Source organism: Ottowia beijingensis, from assembly GCF_042680925.1.
Classification (GTDB): domain Bacteria; phylum Pseudomonadota; class Gammaproteobacteria; order Burkholderiales; family Burkholderiaceae_C; genus Ottowia; species Ottowia beijingensis.
Map to the genome: position 1 here is coordinate 1 of NZ_JBHUEP010000004.1, position 24,099 is coordinate 24,099.

Genomic DNA, 24,099 nt, shown 5'->3' on the forward strand with positions numbered 1-24,099 from the left:
CGCGGCCGCCGGGGGCGCCGCCGGGGTGCGCGCGGCGGGCGCGGCAGACCGCGCCGCGGGGCGGCCGGGGCTGGGCGGGGTGGCCGCCGCATCGGCATCGGCGTAAGTCACCGGCAGCTCGATGCTGCGGCGTTCGGCGCCGCGCACGAAGGCAGCGGCACGGTCCTGCAGGCTGTCGAGCGTCCAGTCGCCGACGCGCTCGCCGCGCCGCACGAAGCGGGACTGGCCGTCTTCGTCGATCAGCACGCCGCTCAGGGCGGGGCCGGCCACGATGCCGAGCAGCTTGATTTTTTCGATCGCGGCGGGCGGCGGGGGCGCGGCGGCGGCGGCGGCCGGCGCACTGGCAGCGGCCTGCGGGCGCCGGGCGGGGTCCATCAGGGGGCGCTGCAGCACGCCGGGATAGGCGGCGCCGGCGGCAGGGTTGGGCGTGAGCTGGGCGGCGTCGATGTCGTCGAGCGAGGGCGGCTGCGGCTGTGGCGCCTGCCAGGTGCGCCATTGCGCCGGCGCGCCGGGCGCCAGCCACAGCACGGCCAGCACGGCGGCCAGGCCGAGGTCGAGGGCGAGCAGCCCGGCGGTGGGGCCGGTCATGGGACGAGCTTGCGCGCTCATGGCTGGCGCTCCTGCAGCACGAACAGTTCGAGCTGCGCCTGGATCATCGCTGAGGCGCGGCCGGCCTGGGTGCCTTGCGACAGGAGTTGCATGGTGTCGCTGTAGATGGCGGGACGCTCGGCCGGCAGGGCACGCAACAGGCTTTGCAGCTGCGGCCAGTCGCCTTCAACCCGCAGGCTGACGCCGATGCGGCCGAAGCCGGGCTGGTCCTTGTCCTCGCGCGGCGCGGCGGTCTGGCTGCTGGTGACGCGCAGGCCCTGCGTGGTGGCGAGTTCGCGCACGCGCTGCAGCACCGTGTTGCCGAGCTGGGCGGCATCCGCTTCTGGCGGGTGAACGAATTGAGCCAAATTGGCCTGCAGCGCTTGCTGGGATTGCGTAAGGCGCTCTCCGCTTTGTAGCAAACCGGCGAGGCGTGCATGCCGCGGCTCCAGTTCGGCCAGGCGCGCGGCGGCGCGCTGGTGCACACCGGCGACCCACAGCGCGGCGGCGGCCAGGGCCAGCAGCAGGACGGCCAGCGCGCCGAGCGCGAGCCAGCGTGGTTCGGGGCGGGTGGTCACTGATGACCTCCGCTCGCCGGACGCGCCAGTCCGTAGCGGTGGGCGTCGAGTTGCAGTTCGATGATGAAGGTCTCCTTGGTGGCGCCGAAGCCGCGGGTGGCGGGCGAGGCCAGGCGCACGTCGTGCACGCCGGGTTGCGCGGCCAGGCGCTGCACCAGGGCGGCGGCGTCGTCGGCGTTGCCGTTGAGCACCAGCTTGCCGCCTTCGGTGCGCAGGGCGGTGAGCCAGGCGCCGTCGGGCAGCGCGCGCGTCAGCATGTCGAGCACGGGCGGCAGGGCGAGCTGGCGGGCCAGCAGCTTGTCGAGCGCCTGCAGGCGTTCGAGGCGCTGCATCAGGGCCTCGCGCTGCGCGATCTGGGGCGCGGCCTGGCGCTGCAGGGCCTCGAAGGATTGCTGCGCCTGGATCGCGCGCTGGCGCAGCATGAGGGTGGGCGTGAGCGCCAGCGCCGCCAACAGCACCAGCGCCAGCGCCAGCAGCGCCCCGCGCAGCAGCAACCCTTGCCGGGCCAGGCGCTGGCGCAGGTCTTGGCCGTAGCCGCGCAGCACCAGGGGGCGCAGGACGGCGCCGGACGGCGCGGCGGGCAGCACCCAGACTTCGGGCGGCGCGGCGGGGTCGGCGCCGGCCTGGCGCAGCGCGGCTTCGACCTCCTGGCGCGAGGTGACGGCGACGTCGACGCGCTGCAGGCCGTCGGCCGTGGGCGCGGCGGAGAAGCCATAGACGGTGTGGGCGGCGCCGAAAGGGCTGGCGGCGGCGACGTCGAGCTGGACCGCCTGCGCCAGCTCGGCCGGCGCCAGTGGCGGCAGCGTGAGGCGGCGTTCGAGCACCCGGTCGGCGGGCAGTTGCAGCGCAGCCACCGGGGCTTCACCGCCCGCCGGCGCGGGCGTGGCGACGCCGTGCGCCAGGTTCCAGTGGCTGGTCTGGCCGTCGGCCTGGCGCAGCTGCACGCGCACGGCGGGCTGCACCCAGCGCAGCGCCGGCAGCGCGAGCAGGCGCTGCGCGCTGGTGCGCCAGGCGCCGGTGTCGAGACCGAAGAAGCTGCGGGAGTCGGTGCTGAGAAGGGCCATGCAGAAAACGAAGGGCGACCTTTGGGTTCAGGCCGCCGGGGACAGGATTTGCCGGTCGGCGCGCAGGATGCGCCAGGGTGCCGTGTGCGCCAGCGCCGCGCCCAGGGCGACGTCTTGCGTCAGGAGCAGTATTTTGCCAGCTTCGAGCGGCACCCTGGCCTGCAGCCGGTAAACATCTGTGCCGCCGCCGGCGGGCGGGCTTTGCAGGCCGGCGGCGGCCAGCAGGGCCTGCACGGCCGGCGGCGCGGCCAGCGGGTTGACCTGGCCGGTGTTGAGGTCGGCGTTGACCAGGGGCGCGATGCGGGCGTAGAGCGCGTAGTCGACGCCGGGCACCAGCAGCAGGTCTTCGGTGGCCTCGAAGCGGCGTGCCTGCACGCTGGCGGCGCCGGGGGCGGTGGGGTCGACGTCGGGGCGGCCGTCGCGCCAGGCCACGAGCTCGCCCGCCAGCGCCTGGGCGCGGCCGGCGTCGAGGCCGCCGGCGCCCTGCAGCAGCGCCGCCAGCAGCGGCACGCCGGCGCCGTTGAGCGAAATCGTGCCGTTGAGCGGCGCGAGCTCGACGGCGATGTCGAGGCCGCCGTAGGACAGCGCGAGCGTGCTGCTGCCGGCCGGGCGCTGGGGCGCCACCTGCAACGCCTGCAGGGCGAGCGCGATGGCGGCCTCGCCGGCGGCCAGGCCGCTGACCTGGTCGCGCTGGTTGCCGATGATCTGGATCTGCTGGCGCACGGTGCCGGCCAGGCCGATCACCATGAGGCTGAGGGCGGCGACGATCCACAGCACGGCGATCAGCGCCATGCCGGCGGCGCGCCGCGCGGGCGGGGTGGGTGGGCGCTGCTCGGCTTGCTCCCTCTCAGTCGCTCCACCGCGCTGCGCGTCCCCCACGTCGCTTGAAACAAAAAGAGCCCGATGGCCGCGGAGCAGGCCGCACGGGGAGCGCCGTGGCCGGACCTGCGCCGGCCACTGGCGTTGTCCCCCCTCCCGCAGGAGAGGGGGGAAGGCGCGAAGCGACTCAGGGGGGTGTTTCATCTCGCACCACCCCCAAAGCTGCCACCCTGGGCCGAAGGGTCGCTGGTGCGCGTGGCGCGCAGCGGCACCACCAGCGGCGGCCAGGCGGGCTGGGCGCCGTCGATCTGCAGGGCGACGGCGCCGGGCAGCAGGGTTGACGGCAAGGTGTTGAGGGGCACGCCGGGCGGCGGCCAGACCGGGCTCCAGCCACCGCTGGCCGGCTCCTGGTAGCGCAGCGCGAGCGACTGCACGGGCGCCGCCAGCACCCGGGCCTGGGCCTGGGGCCAGGCGTCGAACGTGGGCGCGCCGCTCCAGGGCGCGTAGCGCAGCACCAGCTGGCCGTCGCCGTCCGGCCCCGGCTCGACCGCCAGGCGCAGGTAGTGGCGCCCGCCCAGGCCGTAGCGCGCGGGCATGACGCCGATCCAGGCCAGGGTGTCGGGCGCGGCCTGGAAGAAGGGCTGCTGCTGCGGCGTGCCGGCCTGCAGCGATGCGTAGCGGCGCGCCGAGACGCGGCCGAGCACGTCGTTCAGCAGCTGGACGGCGGCGCGGTAGTCGTCGGCCGCGGCGACGCGCTGCTCGACGCGCTCTTCGGTCTGGCCCATGGCCCGCAGCGCGCCGCTGAGCACCAGCATGAGCAGCGACAGGAGGGCCAGAGCGATCAGGACTTCGACCAGCGTGAAGCCGTGGCAGTGAAACACCCCCCTGAGTCGCTTCGCGCCTTCCCCCCTCTCCTGCGGGAGGGGGGACAACGCCAGTGGCCGGCGCAGGTCCGGCCACGGCGCTCCCCGTGCGGCCTGCTCCGCGGCCTCTCGGCTCTTTCGGCTCTGGCATCGCGGGGGGGGCGGTGCGCCATGAGACTTGTGGGAGCGGGCTTGCCCGCGATCGGCCTGGCCGGCGAGCGGTGCCCCCATCGCGGCCAAGGCCGCTCCCACAAAAGAAGAAAGCGGGCGCCGACGGATTGTCGGGGCGAGGGTCATGGTGGCGCCCTCCCCGGCACGGCGAGGCGCTCGGGGCGCAGGCTGGCGAGCTCGAAGCTGCGCGGTGCGTTGCCGTCGAGCCAGTGCACGCTGACCTGGACTTCGTGCAGGCGCGCCGCCTGCGGAGCACTGTTGGCGGGCGTCGGGTAGGGCTGGCTGCGCAGCTGCCAGGCGTAGCCGGCGGCCTGGTCGGACTCGTTCAGGCCCTGCGGCGGCACGGTCTCGTGCGCAGCCAGCAGCGATTCGGCCAGCAGCATGGCGCGTTCGTGCTGCGCCAGACCGCCGGCCTGGCGTGCGTTGTTGCCGGTGACGCGGTACAGCATGCCCAGCGCCATGGCGGCAATGGCGAAGGCGACCAGGATTTCGAGCAGCGAGAAGCCGCGCGCCCGGCGCGCCGTGTGTGCCCTCATGGCGCAATCGCCTCCTGCTCGACGCGGCCGGAGAACCAGTCGACGCGCAGGCGCACGCCGCTGCCGGAGGGCCGGATCAAATCGACGCTGCCGCCGGAGGCGCCGCCGCGCGGCAGGAAGCGAATGGCCAGGCTGCCGTCGGCGCCGGACTCCTCGGCCGCCATCACGGCGCGCAGCACCAGCGGCTCGGGCACGTGCTGCGGCTCGGCGCCCTCGACGCCGAAGGTGCGGGCCTGCGGGTGGACGGCGAAGCGCACCTCGGTGCCGCTGCTTTGCGCCAGCGCCCGGGCGGTGCGCAGGTCGGTAAGCACCGCGCGCACGGTGTCGCGGTACTGGGCGGATTCGTGCAGGCGGTTGAAGGCGATGGGCACCAGGCCGGCGATCAAGGCGACGAGGGCGAACACCACCAGCAGCTCGATGAGCGTGAAGCCGGCGGCGTGCCTGGGCCAGCGGTTTGCTGCGGTATTCATAGCTGCTGGCGCTTGCTACATAAGCGCTGGAGGCCAATTTGACATCAAATCTGCCCGCGCGCGTTGCTCACTGCTTGTTGCGCACGTCGGCGTTCTCGCCTTCGCCGCCAGGGGCGTTGTCGGCGCCGAGCGAGAGGATCTCGATGCCGCCGTTGGGACCGGGGTTGGCATAGCGGTAGGGGTTGCCCCAGGGGTCGCTGGGCAGGCCGCCCTTGAGGTAGGGGCCGTTCCAGCCGTTGGCGGAGGCGGGCTTGGTGACCAGCGCCTGCAGGCCCTCGGCATTGGTGGGGTAGCGGCCGACGTCGAGCTTGAACAGCTCCATGGACTTGTCGAGGTCGGCGATCTGGATGCCGGCGGTCTTGCTCTTGGCGCCGCCCAGGCGGTCCATCACGGCGGGGCCGACCAGGCCGGCCAGCAGGGCGATGATGGCGATGACCACCAGCATCTCGATGAGCGTGAAGCCACGCGCCGCGCGCGCCATCAAGGGGCGGAGGTTGCGGTTCATGAAGCGATTCCTTTCAATTGATACACAGGGCCTTAGCCCGCCAGATCGTTGATCGACAGGATACCCAGAAGGATGGAGACGATGATGGCGGCGATCAGCACGCCGAGCAGCAGGATCAGCACCGGCTCCAGCAGGGTCAGCGCGCGCTTGATGCCGGTTTCGACCTCGCGGTCGAGCACGTCGGACAGCTCCAGCATCATGGGGCCGATGCGGCCGGTTTCCTCGCCCACTCTGACCAGGTTGATGGCCAAAGGTTCAAACACCTGGGTGCTGTCCATGGCGCGGGTGATGCGCACGCCTTCCTTGACCTGCGGCGCCATTTTGGCCAGCGGCGCGCGCAGGTTGAGGTTGCCCACGGTCTCGGTGGCGATGTGCAGGGCGGTGAGCAGGGGCACGCCGTTGCCCAGCAGGGTGCCGAGCGAGCGGGTGAACAGCGTCAGCTCATATTTGTAGAGCAGGCTGCCGATGATGGGCAAGCGCAGGGCCAGGTTTTGCCACCATATCTGCCCCGCCGGCGAGCGCAGCCAGCGCCAGCCCAGCCAGCCCAGCAGCAGCGCGGCGATGGCGATGGCCAGCCCGTAGTGCTTGAAGCCCTGCCCCAGCATCATGACGATGCGCGTGGGCAGCGGCAGCGCATCGCCCATGTCCTTGAACAGCTTCTCGAACTGCGGCACCACGAAGCCCAGCATGCCCACCAGCGACAGCAGCGCCACGCCCAGCAGAATGGCCGGGTAGATGGTGGCCGAGACCACGCTTTCGCGCAGTGCGCGCAAGCGGTTCATGTGCGCCACCAGGCGTTCGAGCACCTGCGACATCTGGCCGCTGGCCTCGCCCGAGCGCACCATGTTGATGTAGAAGTCGCCGAACAATTCCTTGCGGGTGCTCAAGGCGCGGCTGAACGGCGCGCCGCCCTTGACGTCCTCCAGGATGCCTTCGAGCAGCGTGCGCACGCTGGGCTTGGCGCTCATCTCGATCAGCACGCGCAGCGCGTTGTCGAGTGCCAGGCCGGCGCGCAGCATGATGGACAGCTCGGTCGTCAGCGCCAGCAGGTCGGCCTGGGTGACCGGGCCGCGCAGCGCGCGACGGCTGGTGCGGCCGCGCAGGCCCCTGGCACTGGCGGCGGCGACGGGCGCCTCGGCCGCGTCCTGTACGCGCAACGGCGTCAGGCCGCGCTCGCGCAACTGGCGCAGCACGGCATCGGCGGCGCCGGCTTCGGTGCGGCCCTCGACCAGTTGCCCATCGGGTTGCGCGGCGCGCCAGGCGAATTCAGGCATCGCCCTGGTCCTGCGTGGCGCGCAACACTTCGTCCAGGCTGGTCACGCCCGCGGCCACCTTGCGCAGGCCGTCGTCGTACAGCGTGTACATGCCGGCCTTGACGGCGATGGATTGCAGCGCCGATGCGTCCAACCCCTGCAGGATGGCGCTGCGCATGGCCTCGTCGACCACCAGCAGCTCGTGAATGCCGGTGCGGCCCTGGTAACCGGTGCCGCGGCAATGGTCGCAGCCCCTGGCTCCGTAGATCGGCGCGCCGGGCGGCAGAAAGCGGCCGAGGCCGGAGCTTTGCAGCAGCGCCGGATCGGGCTGCACCGGCGTCTTGCAGTGCACGCACAGCCGTCGCACCAGGCGCTGCGCCAGCACGCCATTGACGGTGGAGGTGATGAGGTAGCGCTCGACCCCCATGTCCTGCATGCGCACCACGGCGCTGGCGGCGGTGTTGGTGTGCAGGGTGGACAGCACCAGATGGCCGGTGAGCGAGGACTGCACGGCAATCTGCGCCGTTTCGCCGTCGCGCATCTCGCCGATCATGATGATGTCCGGGTCCTGGCGCAGGATGGAGCGCAGGGCGTTGGCGAAGGTCAGGTTGATCTGGCTGTGGACCTGGATCTGGTTGATGCCTTCGAGCTGGTATTCGACCGGGTCCTCGACGGTGATGATCTTCTGCGACACCGAATCGAGCTTGGCCAGCGCGGCGTACAGCGTGGTGGTCTTGCCCGAGCCGGTGGGGCCCGTGACCAGCAGGATGCCATGCGGACGATGGATCAGTTGATTGAAGCTGGCCAGGGTCTCGCGCTCGAAGCCCATGTCCTCCAGGCTCAGGCGCACGCTGGCGCGGTCGAGCACGCGCATGACCACGCTTTCGCCGTGCACGGTGGGCACGGTGGAGACGCGCAGGTCCAGCTCGCGCCCTTTCACGCGGGTCTTGATACGGCCGTCCTGCGGCAGGCGGCGCTCGGCGATGTCGAGGTGCGCCAGCAGCTTGACGCGCGAGCTGACCGCCGCACCCTGCTGCGACGGCACCACCTCGCCGGGATGCAGCACGCCGTCGACGCGGTAGCGCACGTGCAGGCCGTCGTCGAACGGCTCGAGATGGATGTCGGAGGCGCGCAGCTCGATCACGCGGCCGATGATGGTGTTGACCAGGCGGATGACCGGCGCCTCGCTGGCCAGGTCGCGCAGATGCTCTACGAAGTCGCCGGCGTCGCCCTCTTCGGCCAGCCCACCCTCGCTGCCCTCGGCATCCGGTTCGTCCAGTACGCGCTGCAGCGCCTTGTCGATATCCGAAGCCAGGCCGACGGCCGGATGCACCTCCAGCCCGGTGGTCAGGTGCAGCGCCTTGACGACGAAAGCATCGTGCGGCGCGCGCATCACCACGTGCAAATGCCCGTCTTCGGCACGCAAGGGCAGCACGCGGTGGGTGCGCAGGAACTCGGGCAGAAGGCCCTCCAGTTCGGGCACCACGTCCGCAAATGCCTCGCCCTGAACAAAAGGCAACTGCAGATGCTCCGCCAGCGCATGCGCGGCGTCAGACTCCGATACCAGCCCCAGGCTCACGAGGACCCCGTCGAGGGCGCCGCCCATCTCACGCTGGGCCGCCAAGGCACGCTCCAAGTCGCGCGGGGTGAGCTTGCCGGCACGGACCAGCAGGTCACCGTACTCGGGCCAACGCACGGCGCGAATGGAGGATGAAGGGAAAGCGGCTTCGTTCAGGAGGGGCTCGGGCATCGGGGATCCGTCACACACGGGCAGATCAGGCGATCTTCTGGCGCGTGCAGCGCATGGATTCTACGTAGACAGCTGGCGCCTGCTGCCAGAACCTTTTCCTCAGACCTCACCTCGGCTGAACGGACCGGCCTGCACGCGCTTGGTGAAGCGCTCGCGCAAATCGGAGACGGGTTTCTCGAAACTGTGAAACACCAGCGCCGACACCGCGAATACCGCCATGAGCCAGACCAGCACCACCCAACCGATGATGGCGCCGATATCCCAGCCCATGACCTTGAAGACATACACCATGATCAGCAGCAGGGGGAAATGACTCAGATACACCGAGTAAGAGTAGTCACCGACCCTGGCCGCCAGCAGGCGCAGGGCACGTGACCGCACCTGGAGACTGGAGAGCCACGGCAGCGTCAGCACGACCCCCACGGAGGGGGCGGCAATGAGCGCCAGATCGTTGAAGCGCCCGCCGGCAAAGCCGCGCCAATCGACGCGCATGAAGTAGAACATGGCGGCCACTGCCCCAAGCAGCAACGCTGCACCGATCAGCGCCTTGAAGCCCTGGCGACTCCCCCACCAGGCGCCATGCCAGCGGTTGAGGATGGCCGCCGCCACGCCCCAGCCGGTGGCATCCAGGTGCATGATGGTAACGCGGCGCACATGGTCGTCCCACTCGAAAAAGTGTGCGGGCGGAGTGATGATGCTGCGCAGGACGGAGGGAATCAGGATCAGCACCAGCGCAACAGCCCAGAACAGATGACGCCGCTCCAGATGCCGCATCCAGGCCACCACACCGATCAGAATGGGCATCAGGAAATAGAACCACTCGTCAAGCGCCAGCGACCACGCTTCGGCGAAGAACAGGGGCTTTTCCTGCGCCCAGGCCAGGTTCTGCGAGAACACCGCGAACGACCAATCGAAGCGCCCTTCCTCTATCCCCCACCAGGCCAGTGCTGCGTTCAACGCCAGGAACAGGTAGTAGTTGGGAATGGTGCGAAACCAGCGCCGGAGCCAGAAGTCTCGTGCACTCGCCCACCAGCCATCGCGCGCCTCGAAGCTGCGGATCATCATCGAACCGATCAGGAATCCGCTCAGCACGAACAACCACTCGATGGCGAACACCGCACACGCGCTGACCGCCGCGCGCCAGCCCTCCCACTTGGACAGACCGGTGCTGACGAAAAAACCCAGAAAACCGTGGTTCATGAGCACCACGCAGATCGACAGGGAGCGCAGCACGTCCAAGCCGAAATTACGCTGGTAAAGGGGAACGGTGTGCTTGCTCATCGGAGATCGGTGGAGTCCACAAAGACACTGTCTCGGGCCAGCCCCGCACGCCAGGCGCGCCAGGCGCGCGAGCGCCAAAGCCGCAGGAGGCTGCGAACGTGCCAGCCGAGGTGCTGCGGATGACGGCGACTGGCCCGCTGCGCGTCATGCACGACAACCGCCTCGTCCACACGCGCCAGTTGCCAGCCGGCGAGTTGCAGTCGCAAACAAAGATCCACGTCCTCGCAGTACATATGGTAGGCGTCGTCAAAGCCGCCGACGCTGGCATAAGCCTCGCGCCGCAGCAGCAGAAAGGCTGCGTTGACCCAGTCTGGGCGGTCGCCGGTATGCACCTCGCGCCGCGGCGCCCCAGGCAGATAGCGGCGCGCCAGCCGCAGGGGCGTGGGCAACAGCCGCTCGTGATCCTGCCTGCGGCCATCCTCGGCCATCTGCACAGGGTAGCTGACGCCCAGACGGGCATCGCCACTGGCGAGCCGGCGCGTCAGCGCGCCAAACGGATTGCCGCGCAGCCGAATGTCCGGGTTGACGACCGCGAAGTATTCGCTCGCACCGCGCCGGGCGTCGAGAGCGAACGCCTGGTTGTGGTTGGCCCCGAACCCCTTGGGCGCGGCGTTTTCCACGGTCTCCAGCTCAAACGGCCACGCCCTTTGACGCAGCTTGGCCGCCAGTTCGTCCTCGGGCAGGTTCAGGGTCAGGATGACGCGCCGAAGTTCTGGCTCATCCAGCGACGCCAGTTCGTCCAGCAATCGCACCACGTCGCCGCCATGCCGGTGGCTGATGATGGACACGCAGATGCCGTTCACGCCAGGCGCTCACCAAACATCATGCAAAGACTTCAGACTGGGCCAGGAGTTGGCCCACACGATCCTTTTCAGAGAGCTGTGGCGCGTCAATGCCGTGCGCCGCGAGCGGCCACTCGATGCCAATGCTCGGATCGTTCCATGCAATGCTGCGCTCATGCTCCGGTGCGTAGTAGTCGGTCGTCTTGTACATGAAATCAGCCGTCTCGCTGAGCACCACGAAGCCATGCGCCATGCCTGCGGGCACCCAGAGTTGGCGGTGATTCTCGGCCGTCAGTTCAACCCCCACCCAGCGACCAAAAGTGGGCGACGTGCGGCGGATATCGACCGCCACATCGAACACCGCTCCGCTGGTCACGCGGACCAACTTGCCCTGCGGCTGCCGGATCTGATAGTGCAGCCCGCGCAACACACCTTTGCGACTGCGGCTGTGGTTATCCTGCACGAAGTCGACGTCCAGCCCAGTGACTTCGGTAAAGGCGCGGCGGTTGTAGCTTTCCATGAAGAATCCGCGCGCATCGCCGAACACCTTGGGTTCGAGGATAAGTACGCCCTCGATCGCCGTGGACAACGCTCTCATACCCGCACCTCTGGTCGTGTTTCGCGCAGCATGCGGATCAGATACTGCCCATACCCGCTCTTGGCCAGCGGCTGCGCCAGTTGCTCCAGCCTGGCGCTGTCGATGAAACCCTTGCGCCAGGCGATTTCTTCCGGGCAGGCGATCTTCAGGCCCTGGCGGCGCTCCAGCGTGGCGATGAACTGGCCGGCATCGAGCAGGCTGTCGTGCGTGCCGGTGTCCAGCCAGGCATAGCCGCGCTGCATGATCTGCACATTGAGCTGGCCTTGCTGCAGGTAGGCGTCGTTGACGCTGGTGATTTCCAGCTCGCCGCGCGCGCTCGGCTGGGTGGCCTTAGCGATGTCCACGACCTGGCTGTCGTAGAAATACAGGCCAGTGACGGCGTAGCTGCTCTTGGGCTGGGGCGGCTTCTCCTCGATGCTGACGGCCTTGCCTGAAGGGTCGAACTCCACCACGCCGTAGCGCTCGGGATCGTGCACGTGGTAGGCGAACACGGTGGCGCCTTCGCTGCGGGCGTCGGCATCGCTGAGCAGGGTTTCGAAGTCGTGGCCGTAGAAGATGTTGTCGCCCAGCACCAGGGCGCTGGGGGCATTGCCGATGAACTGCTCGCCGATGATGAAGGCCTGTGCCAGACCATCGGGGCTGGGCTGCACGGCGTAGCTCAGACTGATGCCCCACTGGCTGCCGTCGCCCAGCAGTTGCTGAAAGCGCGGGGTGTCCTGCGGGGTGCTGATGACCAGGATGTCGCGGATGCCGGCCAGCATGAGGGTGGCCAGCGGGTAGTAGATCATAGGCTTGTCGTACACCGGCAGCAGCTGTTTGCTGAGGGCCAGCGTGGCCGGGTGCAGGCGGGTGCCCGAGCCTCCGGCGAGGATGATGCCTTTGCGTGGGGTCATGTGCTTCAAGAGGGGCGCGTCAAAGGATTTCGGCCAGCATGCGGTCGACGCCCTGCTGCCAGGGGGGCAGCTTCAGGCCGAAGACGGCTTGCAGGCGACTGCAGTCCAGACGCGAATTGTGCGGCCGGCGTGCGGGGGTCGGGTACTGGCTGGCGGGGATGGGCAGGACTTCTTTTACTTTGATATTGATAGCTGCCTGCGCTTGCTGCGCCTGCGCAAACACGTGTTTTGCATAAGAATGCCAGGTGGTCTGGCCACTGGCGGCCAGGTGGTAGATGCCACCCTTGGCGGGTTGCAGGCTCGTGTGCACGATGGTGTGCGCCGTCACGTCGGCGATCAGTTCGGCACCGGTGGGGGCGCCCCACTGGTCGTCGATCACGGTGAGGCGCTCGCGCTCCTGCGCCAGGCGCAGCATGGTCTTGGCGAAGTTGCCACCGCGGGCGGCATAAACCCAGCTGGTGCGCAGGATGAGATGGGGCGCACCTGCCTGCACGATGGCGCGCTCGCCTTCGAGCTTGGTGCGGCCGTACACGCTCAAAGGGCCGGTGGCATCGCCCTCCTGCCAAGGTCGCTGGCCGCTGCCGTCGAACACGTAGTCGGTGCTGTAGTGCACCAGCAGGGCGCCACAGGCCTGGGCTTCGCGTGCCAGCACGGCGGGGGCTTCGGCGTTGATGCGGTGGGCCAGTTCGGGCTCGCTCTCGGCCTTGTCCACGTCCGTATATGCAGCGGCATTGACGATGACTTGAGGCCGCACGGCACGCACAGTGGCGACCAGGCCATCCAGATCGGCCAGATCGCCGCACAGGCCCGTATCACCTCGCCGGTCGAGCGCGATGAGCTCGCCCAGCGGCGCCAAGCTGCGCTGCACTTCCCAGCCGACCTGCCCGTTCTTGCCCAGCAGCAGGATCTTCATGCACCCTGCCCTACGCCGTACTGCGTAGCCACCCAGTCGCGGTAGGCGCCACTTTGCACGTTCTGCACCCAGCCGGCGTTGGCCAGGTACCAGCCCACGGTCTTGCGGATGCCGGTGTCGAAGGTTTCGGCCGGCCGCCAGCCCAGTTCGCGTTCGATCTTGCGCGCGTCGATGGCGTAGCGCCGGTCGTGGCCGGGGCGGTCTTGCACATGGGTGATCTGCGTGCGGTAGCTCTGGCCGTCGGCGCGCGGCTGCAGCTCGTCCAGCAGGTCGCAGATGGTGTGGACGATGGCCAGGTTGGTCTTCTCGTTCCAGCCGCCGATGTTGTAGGTTTCGCCCAGCCTGCCGGCTTCGAGCACGCGGCGGATGGCGCTGCAGTGGTCGGTGACGTAGAGCCAGTCGCGCACCTGCTGGCCGTCGCCGTAGATGGGCAGGGGCTTGCCGGCCAGGGCGTTGACGATCATCAGCGGGATGAGTTTCTCGGGGAAATGATACGGGCCGTAATTGTTGGAGCAGTTGGTGGTGAGCACCGGCAGGCCGTGGGTGTGGCGCCAGGCGCGCACCAGGTGGTCGCTGGCGGCCTTGCTGGCGCTGTAGGGGCTGTTGGGCTCGTAGACGTGCTCTTCGGTGAAGGCGGGGGCGTCGGGGGCCAGGGTGCCGTAGACCTCGTCGGTGGACACGTGCAGGAAGCGGAAGGCGGCTTTGTCGTCGGCGGGCAGCTGGCTCCAGTGGCCGCGCGCGGCTTCGAGCAGGCGGAAGGTGCCGACGATGTTGGTGGCGATGAAGTCTTCGGCGCCGTGGATGGAGCGGTCGACGTGGCTTTCGGCGGCGAAGTTGACGATGGCGCGCGGGCGGTGTTCGGCCAGCAGGCGGTCGATGAGGGCACTGTCGCCAATGTCGCCTTGCACGAAGGTGTGGCGCACATCGCCCTGCACCGAGGCCAGGTTGGCCAGGTTGCCAGCGTAGGTGAGTTTGTCGAGGTTGACGACGGGTTCATCGCCCCCAGCCAGCCAGTCCAGTACGAAGTTGCTGCCGATGAAGCCGGCGCCGCCGGTGACGAGGATCATGCTGATCGCTTTGCAGGTTCGACGCTCAGGCGCCGGAAAAAAAAAACGGATGACAAGCCTTGCGGACGCAGCAGGGCAACTTGGGTGCGGACGTACCCAGGCGGATTATTTCACGCAGCCTTGGAGCGACGGCACCGAGCGGTGACAATAGCGCCTTTCCCGCTGATCGGGGCACACGCCCCTTGTGTCCATGGCTTCATCGTCGAGCAAATCGTCCAGCAAGCGCGCCCCGGCGCAGCCCCACCCGGCCGGCCCGGAGCAGGCGCAGAACATCTGGCTGGCCGGCATGGGCGCGCTGGCCAAGGCGCAAACCGAGGGCAGCAAGGCCTTCGACAGCCTGGTCAAGCAAGGGCTGGCGCTGCAGAACCAGACCCAGGCCCTGGCCAAGGCCCAGTTCGCCGAGGCCGCCCAGCGCATCGAAGCCATGGCCACCACCAGTCCGCTCGGACCTGAGCGCTGGAATGCGCTGGAGGGCATCTTCGAGAAACGCGTCGCCAGCGCACTCGCCCGACTCGGGTTGCCCGATGCAGAAGCGCTGGAACGCCTGGAGGCACGTGTGGCGGCGCTCGAGCAGGCACTGGCCCGGCAGCCCAAAGGCGCCGAGGCTGAACCCGCTGCTGCTGCCGCGAAGAAGCCAGCGACCCGCACCAAACGCACGCCCTGACGCGGGCACGGTGCCGGCGCGACGCGGCACCGAAAGGAACACCCAGACCGTCCCCGTGTCGAACACGCCATGACGCCACCTCTCTCGCAGCCCCTCGTCCCGGCACGGTTGCCGCCGCAGCATCGGCGCGCGCTGGTGGTGGCAGCGGCACTTGCGCTCGCCCTGCACGCCATGTTGCTGTTGCGCTGGCCGCCACTGACGCAGCAGGTGCGGGCCGGCTCCGCCGTGGGCACCGTCAGCACGCGGATCATTGCGCCGCCGGCTGCGCCGCCCGAACCGATGGCGACGCCACAAGTGCCGGAAGAAGTCGCGGCGCCGCCGCCAGTGCCTGCGGCGGTGCCGCAAGCCCGGCCCAGGCCCCGGCCAGCCGCGCGACCGCGCCGTGCCGCGCCGCCCGAGCCCGCGCCCGCCGAGGCGCCATCGCGCGGCGCAGCCGGTGGCGTCATGGATCCCACCGCCTCGCTGCTGGCGCCGCCGCCGCTGGGCGATTTCGGTGGCTCCCGGTCGACAGTCCCCCTGAAGCCCAGCCTGGAGGGTGAGGCGGCCGAGCAGGCGCGCCAGTTCGCCCAGGCCGGCGAGCCGCTGCCGGCGCGCGTCCCACGCGCTGCCACGCTGCAGTACAGGCTGCAGGGTCAGCTGAACGGCGCGCCGGTGACCGGCCCCGTCACCCTGGCCTGGCGCCGCACGGACGAGATCTACGAGGCCGACTGGGAGTCTTCCGTGCCCGCTCTCAGTGCACTGCGCATGAGCTCCGTCGGCCTGGTGGTGCCGCAGGGCCTGGTGCCGGTGCAGGCCGGTCCACGCACCGCAGGGGTGCCGCCGACGCGCTTCGACTACGCCCAGCCTGCCGTGCACTTCGCCTCGTCCGGGCAAAGCGCGGCCTTGCCGCCGGGCACACAGGACGAATTGAGCGTCGTCCTTCAACTGGGCGCCTGGCTGGCAGGCGACGCCCGACGCTTCGAACCCGGCCAGACCTTCGAGCTGCCCATCGCCGGCAGCGATGCGGTTCAGCCCTCGCGCTGGCTGGTCGAGGGCGCCGAAACCATCACGGCCCTGGGCAGCCAATCGGTTCAGGCGTTCAAGCTCACCCGCCTGCCGCTGAGCGGCCAGGGGGCCACAGCGTCCGCCAGGCTCGAGGTCTGGCTGGCCGAAGCCATGGACTACTTGCCCGCGCGCCTGCGCTGGAGCTGGCCCGACGGCACGGCGGTGGATGCCGTGGTCGACACCGCCCGACTCAACCGCACCGATCCCGCCGCCACCACGGCGCCGGCCTCCGCGGGCGCCCGCTGAAGCGGACGCCAGATCCGGACCAGACAGCCCATGGCCAAGAAAGCGCCCCGCCGCACCGCCGAGCGCATTCTGGCCAGCACGCTGGAGCTGTTCAACCGCTTTGGCGAGCCCAACGCCTCCACCACCATGATTTCGGCCGAGCTGAACATCAGCCCGGGCAATCTGTACTACCACTTTCCGTCCAAGGACGAGCTGGTCAACACCTTGTTCGACCAGTACGAGAGCCAGCTGTACGAGCTGCTGGCCGCCAGCACCGACGTGCTGGACGTGGAGGATGCGTGGTTCTTCCTGCATTCGCTGTTCGAGCTGATCTGGCAGTACCGCTTCCTGTACCGCGACGTCGGCCACCTGCTGTCGCGCAACCGGCGGCTGGAGACGCACTTTCCCGCCATCCTGCTGCGCAAGCGCGCCGCGCTGCGCCAGTTGCTCGACACCCTGCAGGCCAAGCGCGCCGCCTCCGCCGCCGAAGACCGCCAGCGCGACGCCGTGGCCGCCAGCATGGTGGTGCTGCTGACCTACTGGCTGAGCTACGAATACGTGCTGCAGCCGCGCAGCGCCATGGAGCCGGAGAACGCCCAGGACGCCCTGCTGCGCGGCGCCTACCACGTGATGGGCCTGCTGGCGCCGCACCTGGACGAGGCGTCGCGCGCGCACCTCACGGCGCTGATCGAGGCCTATGATCCGGCCACCCCCTGACCGATCGCCATGAGCACCTGGCTGCCCTGCCCCTACGCTGCCGACTACCGCTTCGACATCGGCCACGTGCGCGCGCTGTGGCCGGCGCTGCACGCGGTCGACGCCGAGCCGACGCCGCACAGCGACGCGCTGTGGCACGCCTGGGCGCTGTTCCACTCCGGCCAGTTCGAGCAGGCCACCGATGCGGGGCTGGCCGTGGGCGTCGAGGGCCTGGCCGTCGCCAACCGGGCAACTGCCGCGCACGCGGCGCTGGTCGAGCCGCAGGAGACGGTGCGCATCGAGCTGTTCAAGCGCATCCACGCGCGCGCCCTGCAGCACGCCGCGCAGCGGCCCGACCAGGCCAACGCCTGGTACTGGCAGGGCTACGCGCTGGCGCAGTACGCGCAGGGCATCCACGTGGCGCGGGCGCTGGCGCAGGGGCTGGGCACGCAGGTGCGCGCCGCGCTGGAGGCCACGCTGGCGCTGGCCCCCGGCCACGCCTATGCCCACGTGGCGCTGGGCGCCTTTCACGCCGCGGTGATCGACAAGGTGGGCCCGCTGGTGGGCGCCATGACCTACGGCGCGCGCGCCGAGGCTGCGCTGTCGCACCTGTGCGAGGCGCAGCGGCTGGCGCCCGCCTCGCCCGCCGTGCTGTACGAATGCGCCCATGCGCTGCTGATGCTGGACGGCGAAGCGCGCCTGGCCGAGGCCACCCGACTGCAGGAGCAGGCGGCGCAGCTGCCCGCGCGCGATGCGGTGGAGCGCCTGTGGGTGGAACTAGCCCGCGCCAGCCTGGCGCTGTAGCCGCCGATACCGCGTTCGCGGGGTGGCCGGCGGGGGCAACGCACTAAGATGCGCGCCATCTGCCATCACCTGCCAAGGAGACCCCATGTCCGACCTGAAAGCCCGCTTCGAAGAAGCCGTCGCCAACTCCAAGACGCTGAGCGAGCGCCCCGACAACATGACGCTGCTGAAGATCTACTCGCTCTACAAGCAGGCCACCGAGGGCGACAACGAAGAGGCCAAGCCGGGCTTTGCCGACATCGTGGCGCGCGCCAAGTGGGACGCGTGGAAGAAGCTCGAGGGCACCAGCAACGACGAGGCGATGCAGCAGTACATCGACCTGATCGAAGAGCTGCGCCAGGGTTGATCGGCAGGGCTGGCCACATCAAAAAAGTGAGCTGTTTGCGCCCGCCACACAAGGATTTCAGAATCAAATGATTCTGAAATCCTTTTAAACCGGGCGCTGGCCGCTATCAAATCAGCTTGATTCGCAACAAGTCTCAAACCGTGTTGTGGGAGCGGGCTTGCCCGCGATGAGCCGCCTCATCGCCACCAACGCTCGATCGCGGGCAAGCCCGCTCCCACACGGCGGATGTGGCCCGGGCGTCATCCCGGACTTCTTGATAGTCAAGCAATCCAAACGCAAACCGGTCGCCGGCACCGCCCGGATTCACCCCGCCGGGCGTGGCGCCACGGCGTCATCGCGGGCCGTGGCGGTGTCGGCCAGGGTGCGCAGTTGCGCCTGCCGCTCCGCCTTGGGCTGGCGCGCCAGATCGCGCACCGCGGCATGAAAGCGCGGCCAGTCGCCGCCCACCTGCGCGAACAGCGCCTCGAAGCCCGGCACCAGCTCGTCGTAGGCGGCCTGGATGCCGAAGAACGCATTGTTGGCCTGCGCCACCCAGGGATCGAAGCCGTCGAACGGCGTGCCGGCCGCCGCCCACTCGGCCTTCAGTGCCGCGTAGCGCTGACGAAAATGCGCCATTGCTTCTGACTTGAGAGCAGGCAGCGCTTGCGGGTCGTGCGCCAGCGCCGTTTTTTGTGCATAAACGCGGTTCAGTTCGTCGCGCGTGTCGCGGCTCAGCTGCCGGAACGCGCGGCGCCGGCCGTCGAACGCCGCGTAGTCGCGCCGCGCCTGCTCGCTGGCCTGCGTGGCCAGCCAGTGCCGCACGCCCAGGCGCTCCACCGCGGTGGCATACGACTCGTTGAACATGGTGTCGTCGCGCACGTACACCACCTGGTGCGCCAGCTCGTGGAACACCATGCGCGCCAGCTCGCCCTCGGGGTAGCGGATGAAGGTGGACAGCAGCGGATCGCCACCCGCCCAGTTCAGCCAGCCCAGCGTGGAATAGGCCGGCACGCCGTACACGCGCACTTCCAGCCCCTCGTCTTTTTCAAGCTGCGCGGCCAGCGCTTTGGCGTCGGCCTCGTCGTAATAGCCGCGGTAGCCCACGCAGCCCACCACCGGAAAGCACCAGCGCCGCAGCGTCAGCGAATCGGGCGGCGCCGCGGCCACGTTCCACACCGCGGCGCGGCGCTTCAGGTCGCTGTAACGGTGGTAGCTGGCGTTGTCGGGCAGGGCCAGGTCGCTGACGGCGAAGGCGCGGATGCGGCGCGCCAGCTCCAGCCGCGGCTTCAGATCGGCCGGCGTGGCCGGATCGGCCAGCCAGTCGTCGATGGGGCGCGCCGCCGTCATCAGCGCGATGTGGCCCTGCACCGACTGGGCGTAATAGGCGACGGGCGTGCAGCCGCCGAGCACGCCCAGCGCGGCCAGCGCCGCCAGAAACAGTGCCAGCCGGCGAGAGGTGCGGTGTGTGAGCGCCATGGTCGTCGGAGCCGCTGCGCGCGGGTCGGTTCCGCGCCGCGTCACGGCGCGGCCAGCGCCACCTGCACCGCGCAGTCGTAGAACGTCGGCCCGCGCCCCATGTCCGTCAGCGCCTGGCTGGTGAGTTCGTTCACGTTGGTGCCGCGCGGCCCCAGCTTGCGCCACCAGATGCCCAGGCCGTTGACGACGCCGGGTCGGGCGCGTTCGCTCACCTCGGCCTTGCAGTGGTAGCGGCCGCGGTTGTTGAACACCTCGACCAGCATGCCGCTGGCGATGCCGCGCGGCGCCGCGTCTTGCGGATGAATTTCGAGCAGCGGTTCGCCCTCGATGCTGCGCAGGCTCTGCACATTGACGAAGCTGCTGTTGAGAAAGTGCCGCGCCGGCGGCGAGATCATGGCCAGCGGGTAGGCTGCACTGGCGCCGGCCACTTCACGGTTAGGCACATGGTTCGGCAGTGAGTCGCCGCCCTTTCTGGACAGCTCACTATCGAATTCGCAGCGACCGGACGCGGTGGGAAAACCGCCCTCGGCGAACGGCGCGTCCGGCAGCTTCAGGCGCGCGAAGCCGTTCGCCAGCAACTCGTCGAAGTTCACCTGCTTGCCATACGCCTGCCGGCACAGCGCCTCGTCGCTGTCGGCAAAGCACGGCGCATCGAAGCCCATGCGCGCCGCCAGGTCGCGGAAGATCTGCGCGTTGCTGCGCGCCTCGCCCTGCTGCGCCATCGCCGGGCGGTTCAGCAGCACGTCGGTGTGGCCGTAGGCGAGGTGGATGTCCCAGTGCTCCAGCTGCGTGGTGGCGGGCAGCACGATGTCGGCGTGATCGGCCGTGTCGGTGCGGAAATGCTCCAGCACCACGGTGAACAGGTCTTCGCGCGCGAAGCCGCGCACCACCTTGGGCGATTCGGGCGCCACGGCCACCGGGTTGCTGTTGTAAACCACCAGCGCCTCGATGGGCGGGCCGCCCGACAGCGCGTCGGCATCGCCGTTCAGCGCATCGCCGATCCGCACCATGTTCACGGTGCGCGGCGTGCGCCCGGCCAGCAAGTCGGGCCGCTGCAACGCCGCGCGGTCGACCGGGAACGCGCCCGAGGACGACAGCAGCACGCCGCCCGCGCGGTGCCGCCACGCGCCGGTGAGCGCCGGCAGGCAGGCGATGGCGCGCACCGCATTGCCGCCGCCGGCGCAGCGCTGCACGCCGTAGTTCAGGCGGATCGCCGCCGGCCGCGTGGTGCCCCAGGCGCGCGCCAGCCCGCGTACCTGATCGGCGGTGATGCCGCACACCGCTGCCACGCGCTCCGGATTCCAGAGCAGCGCGCGCTCGCGCAATGCGGGCCAGCCGCGCGTATGGCGCTGGATGTAGTCGTGGTCCAGCCAGTCGTGCACGATCAGCTCGTGCATCAGCCCCAGCGCCAGCGCGGCGTCGGTGCCGGGCAGCAGGGCGATGTGCTCGTCGCACTTGTCGGCCGTCTCCGTCTTGCGCGGGTCGATGCAGACCAGGCGCGCGCCCTGTCGCCGGGCCTGCTGCGCCAGGCGCCAGAAGTGCAGGTTGCTGGCGATCGAGTTGCTGCCCCAGATCAGGATCAGCCTGGCCTCGGCAAAGAACTCCACCCGCATGCCCACCTTGCCGCCGAGGGTGCGCGTCAGCGCCTCGCCGCCGGCGGTGGCGCAGATGGTGCGGTCGAGCAGGCTGGCGCCCAGCTGGTGGAAAAAGCGCCGGTCCATCGACTCGCCCTGCACCAGCCCCATGGTGCCGGCGTAGCTGTAGGGCAGGATGGCCTGCGGGTTGCGCGCGGCGATGACCTTCAGGCGCGTGGCAATCTCATCCAGCGCCGCATCCCAGCCGATCGGCTCGAAGCGCCCCTCGCCCTTGGCGCCGGCGCGGCGCAGCGGCGTCAGGATGCGCTCGGGGTGGTGCGTGCGCTCGGCGTAGCGCGAGACCTTGGTGCACAGCACGCCGTCGGTGGGCGGGTGCGCCGGGTTGCCGCGCACGCGCACGGCACGGCCGTCCTGCACCGTCGTCACCAGGCTGCAGGTGTCGGGGCAATCGTGCGGGCAGGCGCCCACCACTTCGTTGGACTGGGTCATGGGGCGATGTGCGAAATTTCACACCCGCCACACCCCCGCGAACAGGTGTAGAAGTTAGACTTCATTTCCAAATAATCCACACTTTTCTGGACGTTTTCCATGGACAGGTCATTCTCCATCAGCCGCCGCCAACTCGCCAGGATGGCTGCTGCCAGCGCCGTGGCGGGCGTGGGCCTGGCCCGTGCGCAGGACAGCCGCATCGTGCTGGGCCAGTCGGCCGCCTTCAGCGGCCCGGCCATGCAGCTGGGCACGCAGTTTCACGCCGGCGCCAGGCTGTGGTTCGACCAGCTCAATACCAAGGGCGGCGTGGGCGGGCGGCAGGTCGAGATCCGCCATCTGGACGACGGCTACGAGCCCGACCGCTGCGTCGCCAACACCGAAAAGCTGATCAAGGACGAGGTGTTCGCCCTGTTTGGCTACATCGGCACGCCCACCAGCCTGGCGGCGCTGCCGCTGGCCACCTCGGCGCGCGTGCCTTTCATCGCGCCCTTCACCGGCGCCATGGGTCTGCGCGAGCCGTTCAAGCGCGAGGCCTTTCACCTGCGCGCCTCGTACGACGACGAGACGGCGCTGATCGTCAAGCAGCTGATCGAGCTGAGCCAGAACCGCATCGGCGTGTTCTACCAGAACGACGCCTACGGCAAGGCCGGCCTGTCGGGCGTGACCAAGGCGCTGGCGGCGCGCCAGCTCAAGCCGGTGGCCGAGGGCACCGTGGAGCGCAACAGCGAGGACGTGGCCGCCGCCGTGGCCAAGCTGGCCAAGTCGGGCGCGCAGGCCATCGTGCAGATCGGCGCCTACAAGGCCTGCGCCGCCTTCATCCGCCAGGCCAAGCAGGCCGGCTACGGCGGCAAGTTCTACAACGTGTCGTTCGTCGGCACGCAGGCGCTGGCCGACGAACTGGGCAAGGACGGCGCCGGCGTGGTGGTGTCGCAGGTGGTGCCCTCGCCCTACAACCCGGCGCGGCCGGTGTCGCGCGAGTTCGTCGCCGCCGCCAAACAGCAGGGCCGGGTGCAGGCCAACTTTTCCAGCATGGAGGGCTACCTGGCCGCCAAGCTGTTCACCGAGGGCCTGACGCGCGCCGGCGGCAAGCCCACGCGCGAGGCGCTGATCGCCGCACTGGAGTCGATCAACGAGGACTTCGGCGGCTACCGCGTGAGCTTCGGCCCGGGCAACCATGTGGCGTCGAAGTTCGTCGAGCTGTCGATGCTGACGGGCGACGGCCGGGTGCGGACCTGACGCCACGGCGGCGCCACGGCAGGGCCGGCCCCGCGGCCCTGCCAAGGGCGGTGCAACGCCATCATTTTGATAGCGCCCCGCGCACACCCCTGCGGCGACAGGGGCGTTTTCGGCACTGCTCTCGCCAGCGCGCGCACGCCCCGGTAGACTGCGGGCCATGAACCTGATCGAACCCATCCTGGCACAGGCCGCGGCCATCACCCAACTGCGGCGCGACATCCACGCGCACCCTGAGCTCTGCTTCGAGGAAGTGCGCACCGCCGACCTGGTGGCGGCCAAGCTGACCGAATGGGGCATCCCCATTCACCGCGGGCTGGGCACCACCGGCGTGGTGGGCATCGTGCACGGGCGCGACGGCGGCGCGGCCGCGAAAAACGGACGAGCGATTGGCCTGCGCGCCGACATGGACGCGCTGCCCATGACCGAGTTCAACACCTTCGCCCATGCCAGCCAGCACCACGGCAAGATGCACGCCTGCGGCCACGACGGCCACACCGCCATGCTGCTGGCGGCGGCGCAGCATTTTTCGAAGAACCGCAATTTCGACGGCACCGTGTACCTGATCTTCCAGCCGGCCGAGGAAGGCGGCGGCGGCGCGCGCGAGATGATCCAGGACGGGCTGTTTGAGCAGTTCCCGATGGAGGCCGTGTTCGGCATGCACAACTGGCCGGGCATGGACGTGGGCAAGTTCGCCGTCTCGCCCGGCCCGGTGATGGCATCAAGCAACGAGTTCAAGATCACCATCACCGGCAAGGGCGGCCACGCCGCGCTGCCGCACATGGGGTGCGACCCGGTGCCCATCGCCTGCCAGGTGGTGCAGGGCTTCCAAACCATCGTCACGCGCAACAAGAAGCCGGTGGACGCGGCGGTGATCTCGGTCACCATGATCCACGCCGGCGAAGCCACCAACGTGATCCCGGACAGCTGCGAAATCCAGGGCACGGTGCGCTGCTTCAGCTTCGAGGTGCTGGACCTGGTGGAGCGCCGCATGCAGGAGATTGCCGAGGGCGTGAGCGCCGCCTTCGGCGCCACCTGCGACTTCCACTTCCACCGCAACTACCCGCCCACCATCAACACGCCTTACGAGGCCGACTTCGCCCGCCGCGTGATGGCCGGCATCGTCGGCGCCGACAACGCGCTGGCGCAGGAGCCGGTGATGGGCGCGGAGGACTTCTCGTACATGCTGCTGGAAAAGCCCGGCGCCTACTGCTTCATCGCCAACGGCGACGGCGCGCACCGCGCCACCTACGAAGGCGGCGGCCACGACGCCGGCCCCTGCACGCTGCACAACCCGCACTACGACTTCAACGACGAGCTGATTCCGCTGGGCGGCACCTACTGGGTGCGCCTGGCCGAGGAATGGCTGGCGCATGAACCACCGGCCGACCGGCCGATGCCGGTGAAGGGCTGAGGC

Annotated in this window: 25 protein-coding genes; 7 read left to right on the forward strand and 18 right to left on the reverse strand. The window is 69.7% G+C overall.

Translation table 11 applies throughout. The features are described from left to right. The 16 genes from ACFSCU_RS02180 to rfbB form a co-directional block, all read right to left on the reverse strand. Positions 1-588: hypothetical protein (locus ACFSCU_RS02180; RefSeq protein ID WP_377559763.1), on the reverse strand; the 588-nt coding region annotated here is incomplete at its 3' end. A gap of 17 nt (positions 589-605) precedes the next feature. Next, the gene (gene gspM, locus ACFSCU_RS02185) at positions 606-1,166 is read right to left on the reverse strand and encodes a type II secretion system protein GspM (protein ID WP_180549964.1); all 561 of its coding nucleotides are present in this window, start codon (positions 1,164-1,166) and stop codon (positions 606-608) included. Then, positions 1,163-2,230 (reverse strand): PilN domain-containing protein, encoded by a 1,068-nt coding sequence (locus ACFSCU_RS02190; RefSeq protein ID WP_377559765.1) that lies wholly within the window; start codon positions 2,228-2,230, stop codon positions 1,163-1,165. The genes gspM and ACFSCU_RS02190 overlap by 4 nt, the downstream gene beginning before the upstream one ends. Positions 2,231-2,257: 27 nt before the next feature. Then, on the reverse strand, positions 2,258-3,022 hold the full coding sequence (locus ACFSCU_RS02195) for a type II secretion system protein GspK (RefSeq protein WP_377559766.1): 765 nt from the start codon (positions 3,020-3,022) through the stop codon (positions 2,258-2,260). A 227-nt stretch (positions 3,023-3,249) separates the two neighbouring features. Then, positions 3,250-3,930 carry a prepilin-type N-terminal cleavage/methylation domain-containing protein gene (locus tag ACFSCU_RS02200; protein ID WP_377559768.1) on the reverse strand — a complete coding sequence of 227 codons (681 nt, stop codon included), beginning with the start codon at positions 3,928-3,930 and terminating at the stop codon, positions 3,250-3,252. 275 nt (positions 3,931-4,205) lie between these two features. Then, the gene (locus ACFSCU_RS02205; RefSeq protein ID WP_180549968.1) at positions 4,206-4,619 is read right to left on the reverse strand and encodes a type II secretion system protein; all 414 of its coding nucleotides are present in this window, start codon (positions 4,617-4,619) and stop codon (positions 4,206-4,208) included. Further along, positions 4,616-5,089, reverse strand: coding sequence for a GspH/FimT family pseudopilin (locus ACFSCU_RS02210; RefSeq protein ID WP_377559770.1), 474 nt, complete (start codon positions 5,087-5,089; stop codon positions 4,616-4,618). The genes ACFSCU_RS02205 and ACFSCU_RS02210 overlap by 4 nt, the downstream gene beginning before the upstream one ends. 67 nt (positions 5,090-5,156) lie before the next feature. Next, positions 5,157-5,594: a type II secretion system major pseudopilin GspG gene (gspG, locus tag ACFSCU_RS02215; RefSeq protein WP_257645658.1), complete on the reverse strand. Its 438-nt coding sequence runs from the start codon at positions 5,592-5,594 to the stop codon at positions 5,157-5,159. A 32-nt stretch (positions 5,595-5,626) separates the two neighbouring features. Next, positions 5,627-6,868: a type II secretion system F family protein gene (locus ACFSCU_RS02220; protein WP_180549969.1), complete on the reverse strand. Its 1,242-nt coding sequence runs from the start codon at positions 6,866-6,868 to the stop codon at positions 5,627-5,629. Beyond that, a complete protein-coding gene (gene gspE / locus ACFSCU_RS02225; RefSeq protein ID WP_180549970.1) occupies positions 6,861-8,597 on the reverse strand; it encodes a type II secretion system ATPase GspE in 1,737 nt (578 codons plus the stop codon). Before gspE ends, ACFSCU_RS02220 begins: the two co-directional genes overlap by 8 nt. A gap of 99 nt (positions 8,598-8,696) precedes the next feature. Next, on the reverse strand, positions 8,697-9,878 hold the full coding sequence (locus ACFSCU_RS02230; RefSeq protein ID WP_377559771.1) for an acyltransferase family protein: 1,182 nt from the start codon (positions 9,876-9,878) through the stop codon (positions 8,697-8,699). Further along, positions 9,875-10,681, reverse strand: a complete 807-nt coding sequence (locus ACFSCU_RS02235) for a glycosyltransferase family 2 protein (protein WP_308645788.1) — start codon at positions 10,679-10,681, stop codon at positions 9,875-9,877. Before ACFSCU_RS02235 ends, ACFSCU_RS02230 begins: the two co-directional genes overlap by 4 nt. 19 nt (positions 10,682-10,700) lie before the next feature. After that, on the reverse strand, positions 10,701-11,258 hold the full coding sequence (gene rfbC / locus ACFSCU_RS02240; protein WP_377559772.1) for a dTDP-4-dehydrorhamnose 3,5-epimerase: 558 nt from the start codon (positions 11,256-11,258) through the stop codon (positions 10,701-10,703). After that, positions 11,255-12,151, reverse strand: a complete 897-nt coding sequence (rfbA, locus tag ACFSCU_RS02245; protein ID WP_257646023.1) for a glucose-1-phosphate thymidylyltransferase RfbA — start codon at positions 12,149-12,151, stop codon at positions 11,255-11,257. The genes rfbC and rfbA overlap by 4 nt, the downstream gene beginning before the upstream one ends. Before the next feature lie 19 nt (positions 12,152-12,170). Further along, entirely contained in the window at positions 12,171-13,064 is an 894-nt protein-coding gene (gene rfbD, locus ACFSCU_RS02250; RefSeq protein WP_377559773.1) for a dTDP-4-dehydrorhamnose reductase, read from the reverse strand. After that, a complete protein-coding gene (gene rfbB, locus ACFSCU_RS02255; RefSeq protein ID WP_180549974.1) occupies positions 13,061-14,131 on the reverse strand; it encodes a dTDP-glucose 4,6-dehydratase in 1,071 nt (356 codons plus the stop codon). The genes rfbD and rfbB overlap by 4 nt, the downstream gene beginning before the upstream one ends. A 190-nt stretch (positions 14,132-14,321) precedes the next feature. Here rfbB and ACFSCU_RS02260 point away from each other — a divergent pair, with 190 nt between their 5' ends. The 5 genes from ACFSCU_RS02260 to ACFSCU_RS02280 all read left to right on the forward strand — a co-directional run bounded on the left by ACFSCU_RS02260 (position 14,322) and on the right by ACFSCU_RS02280 (position 17,910). Next, a complete protein-coding gene (locus ACFSCU_RS02260; RefSeq protein ID WP_180549975.1) occupies positions 14,322-14,795 on the forward strand; it encodes a phasin family protein in 474 nt (157 codons plus the stop codon). Positions 14,796-14,864: 69 nt separating this feature from the next. Then, positions 14,865-16,085: a DUF3108 domain-containing protein gene (locus ACFSCU_RS02265; RefSeq protein ID WP_377559774.1), complete on the forward strand. Its 1,221-nt coding sequence runs from the start codon at positions 14,865-14,867 to the stop codon at positions 16,083-16,085. A gap of 30 nt (positions 16,086-16,115) precedes the next feature. Next, the gene (locus tag ACFSCU_RS02270) at positions 16,116-16,781 is read left to right on the forward strand and encodes a TetR/AcrR family transcriptional regulator (RefSeq protein WP_377559775.1); all 666 of its coding nucleotides are present in this window, start codon (positions 16,116-16,118) and stop codon (positions 16,779-16,781) included. A 9-nt stretch (positions 16,782-16,790) separates the two neighbouring features. Further along, on the forward strand, positions 16,791-17,564 hold the full coding sequence (locus tag ACFSCU_RS02275; RefSeq protein ID WP_180549978.1) for a hypothetical protein: 774 nt from the start codon (positions 16,791-16,793) through the stop codon (positions 17,562-17,564). Between the two features lie 85 nt (positions 17,565-17,649). Then, a complete protein-coding gene (locus ACFSCU_RS02280) occupies positions 17,650-17,910 on the forward strand; it encodes an acyl-CoA-binding protein (RefSeq protein ID WP_377559777.1) in 261 nt (86 codons plus the stop codon). Positions 17,911-18,213: 303 nt separating this feature from the next. Here the strand turns inward: ACFSCU_RS02280 and ACFSCU_RS02285 are convergent, their stop codons facing one another. Together ACFSCU_RS02285 and ACFSCU_RS02290 are read right to left on the reverse strand one after the other, a co-directional pair. Beyond that, positions 18,214-19,365, reverse strand: a complete 1,152-nt coding sequence (locus tag ACFSCU_RS02285; protein WP_377559778.1) for an aminopeptidase — start codon at positions 19,363-19,365, stop codon at positions 18,214-18,216. A 41-nt stretch (positions 19,366-19,406) separates the two neighbouring features. Then, positions 19,407-21,449 (reverse strand): molybdopterin-containing oxidoreductase family protein, encoded by a 2,043-nt coding sequence (locus ACFSCU_RS02290; RefSeq protein ID WP_180549979.1) that lies wholly within the window; start codon positions 21,447-21,449, stop codon positions 19,407-19,409. A 99-nt stretch (positions 21,450-21,548) separates the two neighbouring features. Here ACFSCU_RS02290 and ACFSCU_RS02295 point away from each other — a divergent pair, with 99 nt between their 5' ends. Beyond that, complete coding sequence (locus ACFSCU_RS02295) at positions 21,549-22,685, forward strand: ABC transporter substrate-binding protein (protein ID WP_377559779.1); 1,137 nt, start codon at positions 21,549-21,551, stop codon at positions 22,683-22,685. A gap of 157 nt (positions 22,686-22,842) precedes the next feature. Further along, entirely contained in the window at positions 22,843-24,096 is a 1,254-nt protein-coding gene (locus ACFSCU_RS02300; protein WP_180549980.1) for a M20 aminoacylase family protein, read from the forward strand. Positions 24,097-24,099 lie beyond the last annotated feature (3 nt).